The following is a 17,265-nucleotide window of genomic DNA, read 5'->3' on the forward strand; positions in this document are numbered from 1 at the left end:
CGTGGAGCACCGTTCGCTGCCCGTCCCGGACGGGCTCGACGGGGTCCGCGTCGATTCCGGGCTGGCGAAGCTGCTCGGCTTCTCGCGCACCCAGGCGGCCGAGATCGCCGCGGCCGGCGGCGCCAGCCTCGACGGCACCGTCGTCGACAAGTCGGACAGGCTCCGCGCGGGCGCCTGGCTCGAGGTGAGCTGGGCGCCTCCGCGGACGCTGCAGGTCGAGCCGATCCCCGTCCCGGACCTCGGGATCGTGCACGACGACGACGAGATCGTCGTCGTCGACAAGCCCGCCGGCGTCGCCGCCCATCCGTCGCTCGGGTGGGAGGGCCCGACCGTGGTCGGGGCGCTCGCGGCATCCGGCTACCGCATCTCGACCTCCGGCGCCCCCGAGCGCCAGGGCGTCGTGCACCGCCTCGACGCGGGCACGAGCGGCCTCATGGTCGTGGCGAAGTCGGAGTACGCGTACACGATGCTCAAGCGCGCATTCCACGATCGCGAGGTCGAGAAGATCTACCACGCGGTCGTGCAGGGGCACCCGGACCCCCTCGCGGGCACGATCGACGCTCCGGTCGGCCGGCACCCCCGCTCGGAGTGGAAGTTCGCGGTGACCGTCGACGGCAAGCACGCCGTGACCCACTACGAGACGATCGAGGCGTTCCCGTACGCCTCGCTCCTCGAGATCCACCTCGAGACCGGGCGGACCCACCAGATCCGCGTGCACATGTCCGCGCAGCGGCACCCGTGCGCGGGCGACACGATGTACGGCGCCGATCCGACGCTGAGCGCCCGGCTGGGGCTCACCCGGCAGTGGCTTCATGCGCGGCAGCTGTCGTTCGTGCACCCCGGCACAGGGGAGTGGTCGACGTACGAGTCGGACTACCCGGCCGACCTGGAGCACGCGCTCGACGTGCTCTCCGGCGACTGAAACGCGCGCTGCCACCCGCTCGACGGGGGTTCGCCCATAGACTGAAATCACCCCAGAACCGCTCGCTGCACCATTCGAAGAGGAGCCCTGTGGCCGCCGATTCCTTCGTCCACCTGCACGTCCATTCCGAGTACTCGATGCTCGACGGGGCGGCCCGGGTGGGCGAGCTGATGAAGGCCGCCGCGGCCGAGGGCATGCCCGCCGTCGCGGTGACCGACCACGGGAACGTCTTCGGCGCGTACGACTTCTGGAAGCAGGCGACGGATGCCGGGGTGAAGCCCATCATCGGCACCGAGGCGTACCTCACTCCCGGCACCCATCGCACCGACAAGACGCGCATCCGCTGGGGCAACGGCGGCGGCGACGACGTGTCGGGATCGGGCGCGTACACGCACATGACGCTGCTCTCAGAGACCACCGAGGGCATGCACAACCTGTTCCGCCTCTCGAGTCGCGCATCCATCGAGGGGTACTACTTCAAGCCGCGCATGGACCGCGAGCTGCTGCAGACCTACGCGAAGGGGCTCATCGCGACGACCGGGTGCCCGTCCGGCGAGGTGCAGACACGCCTGCGGCTCGGACAGTACGACGAGGCGGTGCAGGCCGCGGCGGAGTTCCGCGACATCTTCGGCAAGGAGAACTTCTTCGCCGAGGTGATGGACCACGGCCTCGGCATCGAGAAGCGCATCATGGACGACCTCCTTCGGCTCGCGAAGGAGCTCGACCTGCCGCTCGTCGCCACGAACGACCTGCACTACACGCACGCCCACGACGCGAAGAGCCATGCGGCACTGCTCTGCGTGCAGTCCGGCTCGACGCTCGACGACCCGAACCGCTTCAAGTTCGACGCCGACGAGTTCTACCTGAAGTCCGCCGCCGAGATGCGGCACCTGTTCCGCGACCACCCCGAGGCGTGCGACAACACGCTCCTCATCGCCGAGCGATGCGACGTGCAGTTCAACACCAGTGCGAACTACATGCCGCGCTACCCTGTGCCGGCCGGGGAGGACGAGCAGAGCTGGTTCGTGAAGGAGGTCGAGAAGGGCCTGCACGAGCGCTACCCCGCGGGCATCCCCGACGACGTGCGGAAGCAGGCCGACTACGAGGTCGGCGTCATCTCGCAGATGGGGTTCCCCGGCTACTTCCTCGTGGTGGCCGACTTCATCAACTGGTCGAAGGACAACGGGATCCGCGTGGGGCCGGGCCGCGGATCCGGCGCCGGCTCGATGGCCGCCTACGCGATGCGGATCACCGACCTCGACCCGCTCCAGCACGGCCTCATCTTCGAGCGGTTCCTCAACCCCGACCGCGTCTCCATGCCCGACTTCGACGTGGACTTCGACGAGCGTCGTCGCGGCGAGGTCATCAAGTACGTGACCGAGAAGTACGGCGACGAGCGCGTCGCGCAGATCGTGACCTACGGCACGATCAAGGCCAAGCAGGCGCTGAAGGACTCCAGCCGCGTGCTCGGGTTCCCGTTCGGCATGGGGGAGAAGCTCACCAAGGCGATGCCGCCCGCCGTGATGGGCAAGGACATCCCGCTGTCGGGCATCCTCGACACGGAGCACGCGCGCTACAAGGAGGCCGGGGACATCCGCGCCCTCATCGAGACGGACGCCGAGGCGAAGACCGTCTTCGAGACGGCGCTCGGGCTCGAGAACCTCAAGCGCCAGTGGGGCGTGCATGCGGCCGGCGTCATCATGTCGAGCGAGCCGCTCATCGACATCATCCCGATCATGAAGCGGGAGCAGGACGGCCAGATCGTCACGCAGTTCGACTACCCGGCCTGCGAGTCGCTCGGCCTCATCAAGATGGACTTCCTGGGCCTCAGGAACCTCACGATCATCGACGACGCGCTCGACAACATCGAGGCCAACCGCGGGTTCCGCCCGGTGCTGGAGGACCTCGCGCTCGACGACCCCGAGGCGTACGCGCTGCTCTCGCGAGGCGACACGCTCGGCGTCTTCCAGCTCGACGGCGGTCCGATGCGCTCGCTGCTGCGCCAGATGAAGCCCGACAACTTCGAGGACATCTCGGCCGTCATCGCGCTGTACCGTCCCGGACCGATGGGAGCGAACTCCCACATCAACTACGCGCTGCGCAAGAACGGGCTGCAGCCGATCACGCCCATCCATCCCGAGCTCGAGGAACCGCTCAGGGACATCCTCGACACCTCCTACGGCCTGATCATCTACCAGGAGCAGGTCATGGCCATCGCGCAGCGCGTGGCCGGGTTCAGTCTCGGCCAGGCCGACATCCTCCGACGCGCGATGGGCAAGAAGAAGAAGTCCGAGCTCGACAAGCAGTACGAGGGCTTCTCGGGCGGGATGAAGGCCAACGGCTACTCGGATGCCGCGGTCAAGACCCTGTGGGACATCCTGCTGCCGTTCTCGGACTACGCCTTCAACAAGGCGCACTCGGCCGCGTACGGCGTGCTGAGCTACTGGACGGCGTACCTCAAGGCGCACTACCCGGCCGAGTACATGGCCGCGCTGCTGACGAGCGTCGGCGATGCGCGCGACAAGCTCGCGCTCTACCTCAACGAGTGCCGTCGCATGGGCATCAAGGTCCTGCCGCCCGACGTGAACGAGTCGATCGGGTTCTTCGCGGCCGTCGGCGACGACATCCGATTCGGCCTCGGCGCGGTCCGGAACGTCGGCTTCAACGTGGTCGACGCGATCCGCGCCGCGCGCGACGCGAAGGGGCGCTTCGAGTCGTTCCACGACTTCCTGAAGAAGGTGCCGACGCAGGTCGCGAACAAGCGCACCGTCGAGTCGCTCGTCAAGGCGGGTGCGTTCGACTCGCTCGGGCACACGCGACGTGCGCTCGTCGAGATCCACGAGGGTGCCGTCGAGGCCGCCGTCAAGGAGAAGCGTGCGGAGGAGAACGGCGACGTCGGCTTCGACTTCGACAGCCTCTTCGAGGACCACGAGAAGGAGGCCGCGCCTTCCCCGGTGCCGGAGCGGCCCGAGTGGGCCAAGCGCGACAAGCTCGCCTTCGAGCGCGAGATGCTCGGGCTCTACGTGTCCGACCACCCGCTCGCCGGCCTCGAGGCGACGCTCGCGAAGCACGCGTCGACGACGATCACCGACCTCATGACCTCGGATGCCACGCAGGACGGCGACGTCGCCACGATCGCCGGGCTCGTGACGAGCGTGCAGCACCGCGTCGCCCGCCAGTCCGGCAACCAGTACGGCATGATCCAGGTCGAGGACTTCTCGGGCGAGATCACGGTGATGTTCATGGGCAAGGCGTACCAGGAGTTCGCGCCGGCGCTGAAGGGCGACTCGATCGTCGTCGTGCGGGGCCGCGTGAGCATGCGCGACGACGGAATGAACCTGCACGCGTACAGCGTGTTCGAACCCGAGGTCGGACAGGACGACGGCACCGGTCCGGTCGTGATCTCGCTGCCCGACGTCCGGGCGACGACCGACACCATCACGGCGCTCGGCGACGTGCTCATCCGGCACCGCGGCGACACCGAGGTCCGGCTGAAGCTCACCAAGGGCCGGACGGCCCGCGTGTTCGAACTGCCGTATCCGGTCGCGGTGAGCGCCGACTTCTACGGCGAGTTGAAGAGCCTCCTCGGTCCGAACTGCCTCGCGTGACGTCGCTCCCAGCGGCCGTTCCGCGCGGCTCGCTAGGCTGAGCGGGCCATGCTACGCACGATCGACCTCCGCGGCACCCGTCCGACCCCGTCAGAGCTGCTCGCACTCGTCCCGAGGGCGGCGACCGACGTCGCCGCCGCGCTCGAGCCCGCCCGCGCCCTGATCGACGACGTGCGCGCCCGCGGCGAGGCGGCGCTGCTCGACCAGGCCGAGCGGTTCGACCGCGTGCGGCCGTCGGCCGTCCGGGTCGGTGCCGGTGAGCTCGCGGCCGCACGCGATGCGCTGCGGCCCGACGTGCGGCGCGCCGTCGAGTCCACCGTCGAACGGGTGCGCGCCGCGAGCGCGGCGCAGGTGCCGGCGCCGGAGCGCACGGTGCTCGCGACGGGCGCCGTCGTCGAGCAGCGGTGGCAGCCGGTCGGCCGCGTCGGGCTCTACGTGCCCGGCGGCAAGGCCGTCTACCCCTCGAGCGTCGTGATGAACGTCGTGCCCGCCCAGGTCGCGGGGGTGCGATCGATCGCGCTCGCCTCGCCCGCCCAGGCGGCGCACGCCGGGCGCATCCACCCGACGATCGCCGGCGTCGCGGCGCTCCTCGGCATCGACGAGGTCTACGCCATGGGCGGTGCCGGCGCGATCGGCGCGTTCGCCTACGGCGTTCCCGACCTCGGGCTCGATCCCGTGCAGCGCGTCACCGGGCCCGGGAACGTCTTCGTCGCCGCGGCCAAGCGGGTCGTGCAGGGCGTCACGGGCATCGATGCCGAGGCGGGCCCCACCGACATCCTCGTCATCGCCGACGATGGGGCCGACGCCGACTTCGTGGCATCCGACCTCGTGAGCCAGGCCGAGCACGACGAGCTCGCCGCGGCCGTCCTCGTGACCGACTCGGCCGCGTTCGCCGAGCGCGTGCTGGAGCGGCTCGTCGTCCGCGCGACCGAGACCCGACACTCGGAGCGGATCCGCGCCGCGCTCGACGGCGCCCAATCGGCGGTCGTGCTGGTGGACGACCTGGAGCAGGCGGCGGACTTCGCGAACGCGTTCGGCGCCGAGCACCTCGAGATCCAGGTGCGGGACGCCGACGCGGTCCTCGAACGCATCGAGAACGCCGGGGCGATCTTCATCGGCCCGTACTCGCCGGTCAGCCTCGGCGACTACGCCGCGGGCTCGAACCACGTGCTGCCGACGGGCGGTCAGTCACGGCACGCCGCCGGGCTCTCCGCGGCCACCTTCCTGCGCCCCCAGCAGGTCGTGCGGTACGACGAGGGGGCGCTCCGCGAGGTCGCGCCCGTCATCGCGACGCTCTCCGAGGAGGAGGACCTCCCCGCGCACGGCGAAGCGGTGAGCGCCCGCTTCGGCGACCGCCGCTGATCCCGACGCTACGCTGGGAGCACCATGTACTGCCCCTTCTGCCGCCACCCCGATTCCCGCGTCATCGACTCGAGGACGAGCGACGACGGACTCTCGATCCGACGCCGACGCCAGTGCCCGGAGTGCGGCCGTCGCTTCTCGACGACCGAGACCGCGAGCCTCGCGGTCATCAAGCGGTCGGGCGTGATCGAGCCGTTCAGCCGCGAGAAGGTCGTGCTGGGCGTGAAGAAGGCCTGCCAGGGCCGGCCGGTCACCGACTCCGACCTCGCGGTGCTCGCCCAGAAGGTGGAGGAGACGATCCGGTCGACGGGCGCGTCGCAGATCGAGGCCAACGACATCGGCCTGGCCATCCTGCCGCCGCTCCGCGAGCTCGACGAGGTCGCGTACCTGCGCTTCGCGAGCGTGTACCAGGCCTTCGAGTCGCTCGACGACTTCGAGTCGGCGATCGAGGCGCTCCGCGAGGAGCACGGACGGCTCCCGGCCCGACCTGCGGAGTGACGTGCGCGTCGGGCGGCCCGACGCCGCTCGGGTAGCCTGATCCAGGCATGTATCGACTCCTCTTCTCCCTCGGCTTCTCGCGCATGGATCCCGAGCGCGCCCACCACCTCGCGTTCCGCGTCATCCGCGCCCTCCCGGCGCTCGGCATCGGCCGTCTCGTGGAGCGCGCCACCGGGCCCTCGCCCGAACTCGCGGTCGAGGCGCTCGGCCTGCGATTCCCCTCGCCGTTCGGCGTCGCCGCCGGGTTCGACAAGGACGCCCTCGCCGTCGTCGGCCTCGGGAACCTGGGCTTCGGCCATGTCGAGGTCGGCACGATCACGGCCGTGCCGCAGCCCGGCAACGAGCGGCCCCGGCTGTTCCGCCTGATCGCGGACCGAGCCCTGATCAACCGCATGGGATTCAACAACGGCGGGGCGGATGCCGCGGCCGGCCGCGTCTCGCGGCTGTCGCGCCGTCGGCACCGCCCCGTGCTCGGCGTGAACATCGGCAAGAGCCGGGTCACGCCCGTCGAGCGGGCCACCGAGGACTACGTGCGGAGCACGAAGGTGCTCGCGCCGCACGCCGACTACCTCGTCGTCAACGTCAGTTCGCCGAACACGCCGGGTCTCCGCGGGCTGCAGGAGCTCGACGCGCTCGCGCCACTGCTCGAAGCCGTCCGCGCGGCGGCAGGCCGCACGCCGCTCCTGGTCAAGATCGCACCCGACCTCGACGACACCGAGGTCGTGCGGATCTGCGAGCTCGTGGTCCGCCTCGGCCTCGACGGCATCATCGCCACGAACACCACGATCTCGCGGGCGGGGCTCGTCACTCCCGCCGCGGAGGTCGAGGCGATCGGTGCAGGCGGGCTCTCCGGGGCGCCGCTCGCGGCGCGTTCGCTCGCGGTGCTGAAGCTCATCCGCGAGCACGTGCCCGGCGACCTCTGCGTGGTGTCGGTGGGCGGCGTCGAGACCGCCGAGGACGTGCAGGAGCGGCTCGACGCGGGTGCCACGCTCGTGCAGGGCTACTCCGCGTTCATCTACCGCGGACCGTCGTGGGCGCGGCAGGTCAATCGGGGCCTCGAGCGGATCCGTCGCGAGCGCCACGCCGCGGCATCCGTCGCCTGACCAGCGACGCCCGCAGCCGGCTCGAGGCGTGAACGAGCGAGCGCGCGGGAGTGGGTCTCAGAGCATGCCGACGTCGGACAACCGGTCGGCGAGGGTCGCGCCGTCGCTCGCGGACACCCACGGCACGTCGGCGCCGTGCTGCTCGGACCTCGAGCGGCCGCCGGCGAGGACCGCCTCGCCGGGGGAGAGTTCGCGGATGGCGACCGCCGCGACGCGGCCGGGGTGCTCCCGGGCGAAGGCGGCGTAGAGTTCCTCGTCGTGCTGCCCGTCGTCGCCGATCATCAGCCAGCGGATGTTCGGGAACTCCTCGGCGAGGCGGCGGAGGTTGTCGCTCTTGTGCTCACGTCCGCTGCGGAACCACCGGTCGTGGGTGGGACCCCAGTCGGTGAGCAGCAGCGGGCCCGCGGGATACAGGTTCCGCGAGAGGAAGCGGGTGAGCGTGGGGGCGACGTTCCATGCACCGGTGGAGAGGTAGATGACCGGAGACCCCGGGTGACGGCGGGCGAGGCGCTCGTACAGGACCGCCATGCCGGGCGTGGGGCTGCGGGCGTGCTCGTCGAGGACGAACGTGTTCCATGCCGCCACGAAGGGGCGGGGGAGGGCCGTCACCATGACGGTGTCGTCGACGTCGGAGATGATGCCGAAGTCGACCTCGGGCCCGACGATCCGGATCGGCGCATCGACCGGCTCAGCGCCGTGGACGCTGAGCACCGCGTGGGTCCAGCCGGGCTCGAGCGTGACCGGGACCCTGGTGTCGACGACCCCGCCGCGGTCGGCGAGCACCTCGATCCGCTGGCCGCCGACCTCGATCGTGACCGGCACGTCGCCGACGGGCACGCTGGTGAAGCTCCGCCAGCCGCGGATGCCCTGTTCGCGTCGCTGCCGGCGACGCTTGGACGTCTCGTCGGGGCGGATCGGCTTCGAGAGCAGCACCCGGCAGAACACGCGGACCCACTCGGTCGAACCGTAGCCGGTGTAGGGGACGACCGTCGGGACGTGGCCCCGGCTCCTCGCCCACCGTTCGCGCACCTCGTGGACCCAGTCCTCGGCGCGCGCGGCACCGTGCCGGGCCGGCCGTTGCCGGGGACCGGCCGGGTCGGGGGAACTCGCCGGCATCCCGTCAGTCTTTCACGGACCATGGGGCGGATGCGAAACCCGCCGGGCACGGGGAGCGACTTCCGTCCGGACACAGGTAGAGTGGACCGGCGAACAAGGAGGACCCGTGCCGAACATCGACCTGATCCTGGGGGCCGATCACGGGCGGAGGCGCTCGGTGCGAACCGAGCCGACGCAGCGACGCAGCTCCCAGCGGCTCGACGCCCTGCTGGACGCCGCCGCCGAGATCGTCGACGAACTCGGATTCGAGCGGCTGACCACGCAGATGGTCGCCGAGCGTGCCGGTGCGTCGATCGGCACCGTGTACCGGTACTTCCCGGACCGCGTCGCCGTCCTCCACGCGTTGCGCGAGCGGAGCGTCCGGCGCTTCCGGGAGCGGTTGGCCGAGGCGGTCGACGGCGCCGAGCTCGTCGCCTGGTGGGACGTCGTCGACCTGGCGCTCGATGTCTGCACCGAGCTCTACCGGGACGAGCCGGGGTTCGCCGTGGTCTACTCGGCGCCGCGCGAGGCGTCGGAGGTCGACGGAGAGCCCGAGATCGCGCACCGCGTCGCGCGGCTCCTCGAGCACGACTTCGGCGTGATCGACGACGCAGAGGTCCGCCTCCGGCTCGGCATCGCGCTGGAGATCGGCGCCACGCTGATCCACCGCGCGTTCGTCCGAGACGGCGCCGGCGATGCCCGATACCTCGACGAGGCGCACCGAGTGGTCAGGGACTACCTCGGGCGGCATCTGGCCGACCAGCTCGCGGCAGCCCCCGCGGCCTGAACATCCGCGGCGAACCGCCGCACGCCCGTTGCCACGTCGCCGCCGAGGTGTTTGGCTTGTGGACGCGGCGCCGGACGGCGCCCGGGACCGACGGAGAGGCAGCATGATCGAGTTCCGCGGCGTCACCAAGCAGTTCCCAGACGGGACGATCGCCGTCCACGACGTGGACATCGTCATCCCGCCGCGCAAGACCACGGTCCTCGTCGGCTCGTCGGGCTCGGGCAAGACGACGCTCCTTCGGATGATCAACCGCATGGTCGACCCGACCGGCGGGCAGGTGCTCATCGACGGCACGGACGTCGCGACCGTCGATCCGGTCAAGCTCCGCCGGGGCATCGGCTACGTGATGCAGAACTCCGGGCTCCTGCCGCATCGGAAGGTCATCGACAACGTCGCGACGGTCCCGCTCCTGCGCGGTGAGTCGCGGCGGGCGGCGCACGCGCACGCCCTCGAGCTGCTCGACACGGTCGGGCTCGATCGGTCGCTGGCCGACAGGTACCCCGCGCAGCTCTCGGGTGGACAGCAGCAGCGCGTCGGCGTGGCCCGCGGGCTCGCGGTCGATCCGAACATCCTGCTGATGGACGAGCCCTTCGGGGCGGTCGACCCGATCGTGCGGGCGGAACTGCAGCAGGAGCTCCTCAGGCTCCAGGGCGAGCTCGGCAAGACCGTGGTCTTCGTCACGCACGACATCGACGAGGCGTTCCTCCTCGGCGACCAGGTCGTCATCATGCAGCAGGGCGGACTGATCTCCCAGGCCGCGTCGCCGGCGGAGATCCTCGCGCATCCGGCCGACTCGTTCGTGGCGGACTTCGTGGGCGCCGACCGCGGCAAGCGGGCCCTGCACGTCACCGAGGTCGACGGACGTCGCGTGGTCGTGGATGCGGACGGCAGGGCGGCGGGAGTCCTGGCCTCGTGAACTGGCTGTGGTCGAACCTCGACCTCGTCGGCGAGCTCATGCTCGTCCACCTCGCGCTGTCGGTGCCGGCGATCATACTGAGCTTCGTGGTCTCGGTGCCGATCGGCTGGCTCGCCCACCGCTACCGGTGGTCGAGGGGCGTCCTCCTGTCGATCTGCGGGCTGCTCTACGCCATCCCGTCGCTCGCCCTGTTCATCGCCCTGCCGGCCTTCACCGGCCTCAGCCTGCGATCTCCGGTGAACCTCGTCATCGCACTCACGCTCTACGGCGTCGCGGTGATCGTGCGCACCTCGGCCGACGCGTTCGACTCCGTCGAGCGCGACATCCGGCAGTCGGCGACGGCGGTGGGCTATTCCGCGGCCGGGCGGTTCTGGGGGGTCGAGCTGCCCCTCGCAGGGCCGGTGCTCCTCTCCGGCCTCCGCGTCGTCATCGTGAGCACCGTGAGCCTCGCGACGGTCGGTGCGGTGATCGGAGTGCCGAGCCTCGGGAGCCTCTTCACGGACGGATTCCAGCGCGGCATCCAGATCGAGATCATCACCGGGATCGTGGCGACGATCGTGCTCGCGCTCGGACTCGATGCGCTCAGCGTGCTGCTCGGTCGCCTCCTGATGCCGTGGACGCGCCGTGCGTCGAGCAACGGCCGGGTCCTGACGGCGCGCCGAGTCCGGGAGGAGACCGCATGAACCTCTTCCTCGACGCGTTCGCCTGGCTCGCCGACCCGGCGAACTGGACCGGTCCCGGGAGCATCCCGCAGCGGATCGCCGAGCACCTGTGGGTCTCGGCGCTCGTGCTCGTCATCGCGTCCGCCATCGCGCTGCCGCTCGGTGCCCTCGTCGGCCACACGGGGCGGGGTCGGGAGCCCGCGGTCATGGTCTCGGGCGGCCTCCGTGCGCTGCCGACGCTCGGCGTGCTCACGCTCTTCGGCATCTGGATCGGGATCGGCCTCGCCGCACCGGTGATCGCGCTCGTCATCCTCGCCATCCCGCCGCTGCTGGCCGGCGCGTACGCCGGCTTCGAGTCCGTCGATCGGCGCACCATCGACGCGGCCCGGGCGATGGGGATGCGCGAACTCCAGGTGGTCGGGAAGGTCGAGCTCCCGCTGGGGATGCCGATCGTCGTGGGCGGCATCCGTTCAGCGACCCTCCAGATCATCGCGACCGCGACCCTCGCGGCCTACATCGCCGACGAGGGCCTCGGCAGATTCATCTTCGCGGGGCTGAAGACCCGCGACTACGGCGAGATGCTGGGCGGGTCGATCCTCGTCATCCTCCTCGCGCTCGTCATCGACGGATGCTTCGCGCTCACGCAGCGCGTCGTCGTCCCGGCCGGCGTCCGAGCGACGCGGACCGCAGAGCTCCGTTCGGGACCGACCCGGTCGCGAACGATCGTGGGGCGACCCAACACCGAAGGGAACCAGGAATGATCACAGCAGGAAAAGGCCGGCTCGTTGCGCTCGCAGCGGTCGCGGTCGGGGCGACAGTGGCCCTGGCAGGGTGCGCATCGGGTGATCCGCTCGACAGCGGATCGGATGGCGGCGACGCGACGAGCGAGACCATCGTCGTCGGCTCGCAGGACTACTACTCCAACGAGATCATCGCCGAGATCTACGCCCAGGCGCTCGAGGAGAACGGCTACACGGTCGACCGGCAGTTCCGGATCGGCCAGCGCGAGGTCTACATCCCGGAGATCGAGTCGGGCGCGATCGACGTCTTCCCCGAGTACACGGGCAACCTCCTCCAGTACTACGTGCCCGACACCACCGCCACGACGAGCGACGACGTCTACGCGGAGCTCTCGACGTCGCTGCCCGACGGGCTCCGCGTGCTCGAGCAGTCGCCGGCGACCGACCAGGACTCGTACAACGTCACCCGGACGTTCTCCGACGACAACGGGGTCACGAGCCTCGCCGACCTCAAGGACGTCTCGACGCCGATCACGCTCGGCGGCAACTCCGAACTGGAGACGCGCCCGTACGGGCCCGAGGGGCTGCAGTCGGTGTACGGCGTCGAGGTGGCGTTCACCCCGATCGAGGACAGCGGCGGGCCGCTCACCCTCAAGGCGCTCGTCGACGACCAGGTGCAGATGGTGAACATCTACAGCGCCGACCCGAACATCGCCGCGAACGACCTCGTGACGCTCGAGGACCCGGAGGGCCTCTTCCTCGCCTCGAACGTCGTGCCGGTCGTGAGCGACAAGGTGAACGACGAGATCGCCGAGATCATCGACACGGTGAGCGCGGCGCTCACCGCCGAAGAGCTCGTCGCCCTCAACGCGTTGAGCGTCAACGAGCAGCAGTCCGCGGAGCAGATCGCGACCGACTGGCTCGCGGAGCAGTCGCTCTTCTAGGACGCGGGATCCTCGCGCGAGGGGTCGGCGGCTTCGGCCGCCGGCCCCTTCGTCGGGTCGGTCGGGGCGATGTGCGGGGGGATCGCGGGGTGCGCGGCCGACTCGGCGGCATCCGTCATGTGCCGCGCCTCGAGGCGGAGGAGGACCTTCTTGCCGAGCCAGGTGAGCACGAGGAAGAGGATGATGGCGCCGACGAAGAGGTATCCCGCCCAGTGGAGGTTCTCGCTCAGTTCGCGATAGCCGCCCGCCGCGGCCGAGCCGACGCCGACGTAGGCGAACGACCAGATGATGCACGCGGGCGTGGTCCATGCCATGAACCGCCGATACGACATGTCGCTCATGCCCACCGTCAGCGGGACGAGCGAGTGCAGGACCGGCAGGAACCGGGAGATGAAGACGGCGGGGCCGCCGCGCCGCGCCAGGTACCGTTGCGCGCGGTGCCAGTTGTGCTCGCCGATGCGGCGGCCGAGGCGCGAATGCTGGATGTGCGGCCCGAACCAGCGGCCCAGCGCGAATCCGATGCTCTCGCCGATCAGGGCGCCCACGATCACCGCGAGCGCGAGCGCGACGAACTCGACCGGACCCTCGACCCCGGTCGCCGCGACGATGACGATCGTGTCGCCCGGGACGATGAGGCCGATGAGCACGGACGTCTCGAGCATGATGCCGATGCCGGCGAGCAGCGTGCGGACGATCGGGTCGACGCTCTGCACCGTCTCGAGGATGCCGTCGAGCAGCTCGTTCACGATTCAGAGCCTAGGCGCTGGCGCCGTTCGGTGCTCAGGCGGCGATCGCGGCGAGTACGCACACGGGGACTGCGACGATCGCCGTCGCGAGCAGCCACGTCGCGCTCCTCGCACGCGGGTCGAGGGGATGGAGGTCGGCCTCGAGTCGCGCGAGCCGGCGTTCGAGCACGCGTTCGTCGGAGGCGGCCGACGCGGTCGGCGAGTCATCGTACGCCGCCGACGCGCCGGAGCTGCCGACCCTGAGCAGTGCCGTGCGCAGCGGCTCGACGCCGACCCGCCGACGGGGTGCGTCGTCGGCGAGCATCTCGGTGAGCATCGCGACCGACCGCTCGGCGCGGTTCGCGATCGGGAACCAGGGGAGTGCCGCGTGCCAGGCGCGGAAGGCGAGCAGGACGAGGTGGTGGAGCTGGTCGAGGTGCGCGCGCTCGTGACCGACGACGGCGCGGAGCTCGGCCTCGTCGAGGAGCTCGACGAGGCCGTCGGTGATGACGGTGGCCGTCCGCAGGCCGGGCACGCAGTAGGCGGCCGGGACCGGATGCGCGAGCACTCGCGCACCGGTCGACTCGCTGGCGGGGCTCGCGAGGAGGTCGATGAGCCGGTGCTGGCGTCGCCGGGCGCGCTCGGCGCGGACGGCCGTCGTCGCGAGGTTGAGCGCGAGGTGGACGGCGAGGCCCACCGCGAGCGTGAGGGCCGCGAGGTGCACGACGCCGAAGCCCTCGGGGATCGGACCGGCGGCGGCCATGGGGAGCAGCGCGTTCGCGGCGCCGGCCAGGGATCCGGCGGGCGATGCCCCGAACGCGAGCAGGGCGCCGATCATGGACAGGCCGCCGCCCAGCGCGATGCCCTGCCAGAGCACGAGCGCGGTCGCGGGGGAGCGCGCCGGCCACTCCGCGCGAGAGAGCGCGACGGGAACGGGCCACGCGAGCGCGAAGGCGAGGGCGCCGAGCGCCACGGCGGCGACGATCACGTCAGTGGCGGACCACGTCGTCGAGCAGGCGGCGCAGCGTGTTCGCCTCACCGGCGCTCACGGTTCCGACGAACCGCGCGAGCGCGGCATCTCGATCGGACGAGGCGGAGAGGACCTCGTGCATGAGCTCGGCGGTGTGCTCGGCGCGCGACAGGAGCGCCGAGTAGCGATGCGGGCGCGTGTCGCGGCTGCGCCCGACGAACCCCTTGCGCTCGAGGCGCGAGAGGACGGTCAGCACCGTGGTCGTCGCCGGGGCGCGACCGGGGGCGGACGCCGACGCGAGCCGGTCGCGGACCTCGTTCGCCGTGAGCGCCGAATCGCCCATCCAGAGCTGTTCCATCACGGAGCGCTCCAGCTCGCCGAGACCTGCCATATCTCGAGGATACCGCGCAAGGGCCCAACGGTTCTACGTCGTGTAGAAAACATGCTCTACTCTCTGTAGAAGTGTCGCGTCGACGATCGTTCCCATGAAAGGGGCCCCCGCGTGAACGAGTTGCTCGATCCGCTCCTGCTCGCCAGGTGGCAGTTCGGTCTCACCACGGTCTACCACTTCCTCTTCGTCCCGATCACGATCGGGCTCGCGACCTCGGCGGCGATCTTCCAGACCGCCTGGGTGCGCACCGGCAAGGTCGAGTACCTGCGGATCACGCGGTTCTTCGGCACGATCTTCCTCATCAACTTCGCCATGGGCGTCGTGACGGGCATCGTGCAGGAGTTCCAGTTCGGCATGAACTGGTCGGAGTACTCGCGCTTCGTCGGCGACGTGTTCGGCGCCCCGCTCGCGCTCGAGGGCCTGCTCGCGTTCTTCCTCGAAGCCACGTTCATCGGCCTCTGGATCTTCGGCTGGAACCGGCTCCCGCAGAAGCTGCACCTGGCCACGATCTGGGCGACGGCGATCGGCACCATCCTCTCGGCCTACTTCATCATCGCGGCCAACGCATTCATGCAGAACCCGGTCGGCTACGAGATGAACGCCGAGCGCGGCCGCGCCGAACTCGTCGACATCTGGGCGCTGCTGACCAACCCGGTCGCCCTCGCCGCGTTCCCGCACACCATCGCGGCCTGCTTCATGGTGAGCTCCGGCCTCATCATCAGCGCCGCCGCGTGGCACCTGGCACGCAACCAGCACCTCGACACGATGCGACCGGCGCTCAAGTTCGGCCTCTGGGGGATGCTCGTCGCCGGTGCGCTCACCACGTTCTTCGGCGACCAGCTCAGCCTCGCGATGGTCGCCACCCAGCCGATGAAGATGGCGGCGGCAGAGGCGACCTACGACACCGTGTGCGGGGCGGCCGCCTCGTTCTCGCTGTTCACGCTCGGCACGCCCGACGGCACGACCGAGCTCTTCTCGATCCGCGTGCCGTACCTCCTGTCGCTGCTGTCGACGCACTCGTTCGACGGGTGCGTCGAGGGCATCAACGACCTCCAGGCGCAGTACGCCGAGCTCTACGGCCCCGGCGACTACGCGCCCATCATCTGGGTCACGTACTGGGCGTTCCGCTGGATGATCGGCCTCGGCGTGCTGCACGTGCTGATCGCGCTCGTCGGGCTCTGGCTCACCCGCAAGGGCCGCATGCCGAAGCAGCGCTGGGTCTGGACGGTCGCCGTGTGGAGCTTCCCGCTCTCGCTCGCGGCGATGATCGTCGGCTGGGTGTTCACCGAGATGGGCCGCCAGCCGTGGATCGTGTTCAGCCTCCTGCCGACCGAGTCGGCGGTCTCGCCCAACGTCACCGGCCTCGACGTGCTGATCTCGCTCGTCGCGTTCACGCTGATCTACGGCATCCTCGCCGTCGTCGAGGTGAAGCTCATCGTGCAGGCGGTGCGGAAGGGCCCGCCCGAGATCGCCCCGCCCGACCCGGAGACGGGCAAGGTCGAACACACCGCAACGGTCTACTAGGAGGACACGGACATGGATCTCGCAGTGCTCTGGTTCTGGATCGTCGCGTTCCTCTTCGTCGGCTACTTCGTCCTCGACGGGTTCGACTTCGGCGTCGGGATGTCGCTGCCCTTCCTCGGGAGGGACGACACCGACCGCCGGGTCCTCATCAACACCATCGGGCCGGTCTGGGACCTCAACGAGACGTGGGTCATCGTCGCGGGCGCCGCCCTGTTCGCGGCGTTCCCCGAGTGGTACGCGACGCTCTTCTCGGGGTTCTACCTCGCGTTGCTGCTCATCCTGCTGGCGCTCATCGCACGCGGCGTGTCGTTCGAGTACCGCCACCAGCGGCCGGAAGCCGCATGGAAGCGGCGCTTCGACTGGATGATCATCGTGGGCTCGGCCGTGCCGGCGCTGCTGTGGGGCGTCGCGTTCGCGAACATCGTCCAGGGCGTGCCGCTCGACGCCGACCACAACTACACGGGCACGCTCTTCGACCTGCTGAACCCGTACGCGCTGCTCGGCGGACTCACGACGCTGATGCTGTTCTTCACGCACGGCGTGGTGTTCGTCGCCCTGAAGACGGACGGCGACATCCGGCAGCGCGCGCGGCGCCTCGCGGCGCGAGCCGGTGCGATCACCGTCGTGGTCGCCGCGGCCTTCCTCGTCTGGACGGGATTCGCGTACGGCACGGCCTGGTTCTGGGGGCTCGCCGCCGTCGCCGCGCTCGCGCTCATCGGCTCGTGGCTGGCGAACGGTCGCGGTGCGGAGCGGGTCGCGTTCGCGCTCATGGCGGTGACGATCGGCGCGGCCGTCTTCGCTCTCTTCGCCGCGCTGTTCCCCGACGTCATGCCCGCATCGAACGATCCGGCGAACAGCCTGACGATCGCGAACGCCTCGAGCACGCCCTACACGCTGACGGTCATGAGCTGGACGGCGCTGATCTTCCTGCCGCTGATCCTCGCCTACCAGGGCTGGACCTACTGGGTCTTCCGCAAGCGCGTCACCCGGCAGACGATCGACGCCGCCGCGCACTGAC

16 protein-coding genes are annotated in these 17,265 nt (G+C 70.5%); 12 read left to right on the forward strand and 4 right to left on the reverse strand.

Features of this window, described 5'->3' with window-relative positions:
- The first annotated feature begins 1 nt into the window (after position 1).
- From GJR97_RS01630 to GJR97_RS01650, 5 genes are all read left to right on the forward strand, one after another.
- On the forward strand, positions 2–922 hold the full coding sequence (locus tag GJR97_RS01630) for an RluA family pseudouridine synthase (protein ID WP_324612996.1): 921 nt from the start codon (positions 2–4) through the stop codon (positions 920–922).
- A 137-nt stretch (positions 923–1,059) separates the two neighbouring features.
- Complete coding sequence (gene dnaE, locus GJR97_RS01635; RefSeq protein ID WP_154344918.1) at positions 1,060–4,530, forward strand: DNA polymerase III subunit alpha; 3,471 nt, start codon at positions 1,060–1,062, stop codon at positions 4,528–4,530.
- A gap of 48 nt (positions 4,531–4,578) precedes the next feature.
- Entirely contained in the window at positions 4,579–5,892 is a 1,314-nt protein-coding gene (gene hisD, locus GJR97_RS01640; protein WP_154344794.1) for a histidinol dehydrogenase, read from the forward strand.
- A gap of 24 nt (positions 5,893–5,916) precedes the next feature.
- Positions 5,917–6,390 carry a transcriptional regulator NrdR gene (nrdR, locus tag GJR97_RS01645; RefSeq protein WP_129233566.1) on the forward strand — a complete coding sequence of 158 codons (474 nt, stop codon included), beginning with the start codon at positions 5,917–5,919 and terminating at the stop codon, positions 6,388–6,390.
- A gap of 47 nt (positions 6,391–6,437) precedes the next feature.
- On the forward strand, positions 6,438–7,493 hold the full coding sequence (locus GJR97_RS01650) for a quinone-dependent dihydroorotate dehydrogenase (RefSeq protein ID WP_154344795.1): 1,056 nt from the start codon (positions 6,438–6,440) through the stop codon (positions 7,491–7,493).
- A 57-nt stretch (positions 7,494–7,550) separates the two neighbouring features.
- On the opposite strand, the gene GJR97_RS01655 is transcribed toward GJR97_RS01650, so the two are convergent.
- Entirely contained in the window at positions 7,551–8,609 is a 1,059-nt protein-coding gene (locus tag GJR97_RS01655) for an App1 family protein (RefSeq protein ID WP_154344796.1), read from the reverse strand.
- Between the two features lie 106 nt (positions 8,610–8,715).
- Between GJR97_RS01655 and GJR97_RS01660 the strand changes: the two genes are divergently transcribed.
- The 5 genes from GJR97_RS01660 (at position 8,716) to GJR97_RS01680 (ending at position 12,637) form a co-directional block, all read left to right on the forward strand.
- Positions 8,716–9,375, forward strand: coding sequence for a TetR/AcrR family transcriptional regulator (locus GJR97_RS01660; RefSeq protein WP_324612998.1), 660 nt, complete (start codon positions 8,716–8,718; stop codon positions 9,373–9,375).
- Between the two features lie 103 nt (positions 9,376–9,478).
- Positions 9,479–10,291, forward strand: a complete 813-nt coding sequence (locus tag GJR97_RS01665; RefSeq protein ID WP_154344797.1) for an ABC transporter ATP-binding protein — start codon at positions 9,479–9,481, stop codon at positions 10,289–10,291.
- Positions 10,288–10,974, forward strand: coding sequence for an ABC transporter permease (locus tag GJR97_RS01670; RefSeq protein ID WP_324612999.1), 687 nt, complete (start codon positions 10,288–10,290; stop codon positions 10,972–10,974). Before GJR97_RS01665 ends, GJR97_RS01670 begins: the two co-directional genes overlap by 4 nt.
- Positions 10,971–11,714: an ABC transporter permease gene (locus tag GJR97_RS01675; protein ID WP_154344798.1), complete on the forward strand. Its 744-nt coding sequence runs from the start codon at positions 10,971–10,973 to the stop codon at positions 11,712–11,714. Before GJR97_RS01670 ends, GJR97_RS01675 begins: the two co-directional genes overlap by 4 nt.
- Positions 11,711–12,637 carry an ABC transporter substrate-binding protein gene (locus GJR97_RS01680; RefSeq protein ID WP_154344799.1) on the forward strand — a complete coding sequence of 309 codons (927 nt, stop codon included), beginning with the start codon at positions 11,711–11,713 and terminating at the stop codon, positions 12,635–12,637. The genes GJR97_RS01675 and GJR97_RS01680 overlap by 4 nt, the downstream gene beginning before the upstream one ends.
- Here the strand turns inward: GJR97_RS01680 and GJR97_RS01685 are convergent.
- The 3 genes from GJR97_RS01685 to GJR97_RS01695 are packed head-to-tail and all read right to left on the reverse strand — an operon-like array spanning position 12,634 to position 14,723.
- Entirely contained in the window at positions 12,634–13,383 is a 750-nt protein-coding gene (locus tag GJR97_RS01685) for a DedA family protein (protein WP_324613000.1), read from the reverse strand. The genes GJR97_RS01680 and GJR97_RS01685 overlap by 4 nt on opposite strands.
- A 34-nt stretch (positions 13,384–13,417) precedes the next feature.
- Complete coding sequence (locus GJR97_RS01690) at positions 13,418–14,350, reverse strand: M56 family metallopeptidase (RefSeq protein ID WP_195760584.1); 933 nt, start codon at positions 14,348–14,350, stop codon at positions 13,418–13,420.
- A gap of 1 nt (position 14,351) precedes the next feature.
- Positions 14,352–14,723 carry a BlaI/MecI/CopY family transcriptional regulator gene (locus GJR97_RS01695; protein WP_154344801.1) on the reverse strand — a complete coding sequence of 124 codons (372 nt, stop codon included), beginning with the start codon at positions 14,721–14,723 and terminating at the stop codon, positions 14,352–14,354.
- Between the two features lie 111 nt (positions 14,724–14,834).
- On the opposite strand from GJR97_RS01695, the gene GJR97_RS01700 reads away from it, so the two are divergent.
- Both GJR97_RS01700 and cydB read left to right on the forward strand, forming a co-directional pair.
- Positions 14,835–16,247 (forward strand): cytochrome ubiquinol oxidase subunit I, encoded by a 1,413-nt coding sequence (locus GJR97_RS01700; RefSeq protein WP_324613001.1) that lies wholly within the window; start codon positions 14,835–14,837, stop codon positions 16,245–16,247.
- A 12-nt stretch (positions 16,248–16,259) separates the two neighbouring features.
- Positions 16,260–17,264 (forward strand): cytochrome d ubiquinol oxidase subunit II, encoded by a 1,005-nt coding sequence (gene cydB, locus GJR97_RS01705; RefSeq protein ID WP_154344802.1) that lies wholly within the window; start codon positions 16,260–16,262, stop codon positions 17,262–17,264.
- Position 17,265 lies beyond the last annotated feature (1 nt).

Source organism: Agromyces kandeliae (assembly GCF_009674665.1).
GTDB lineage: Bacteria > Actinomycetota > Actinomycetes > Actinomycetales > Microbacteriaceae > Agromyces > Agromyces kandeliae.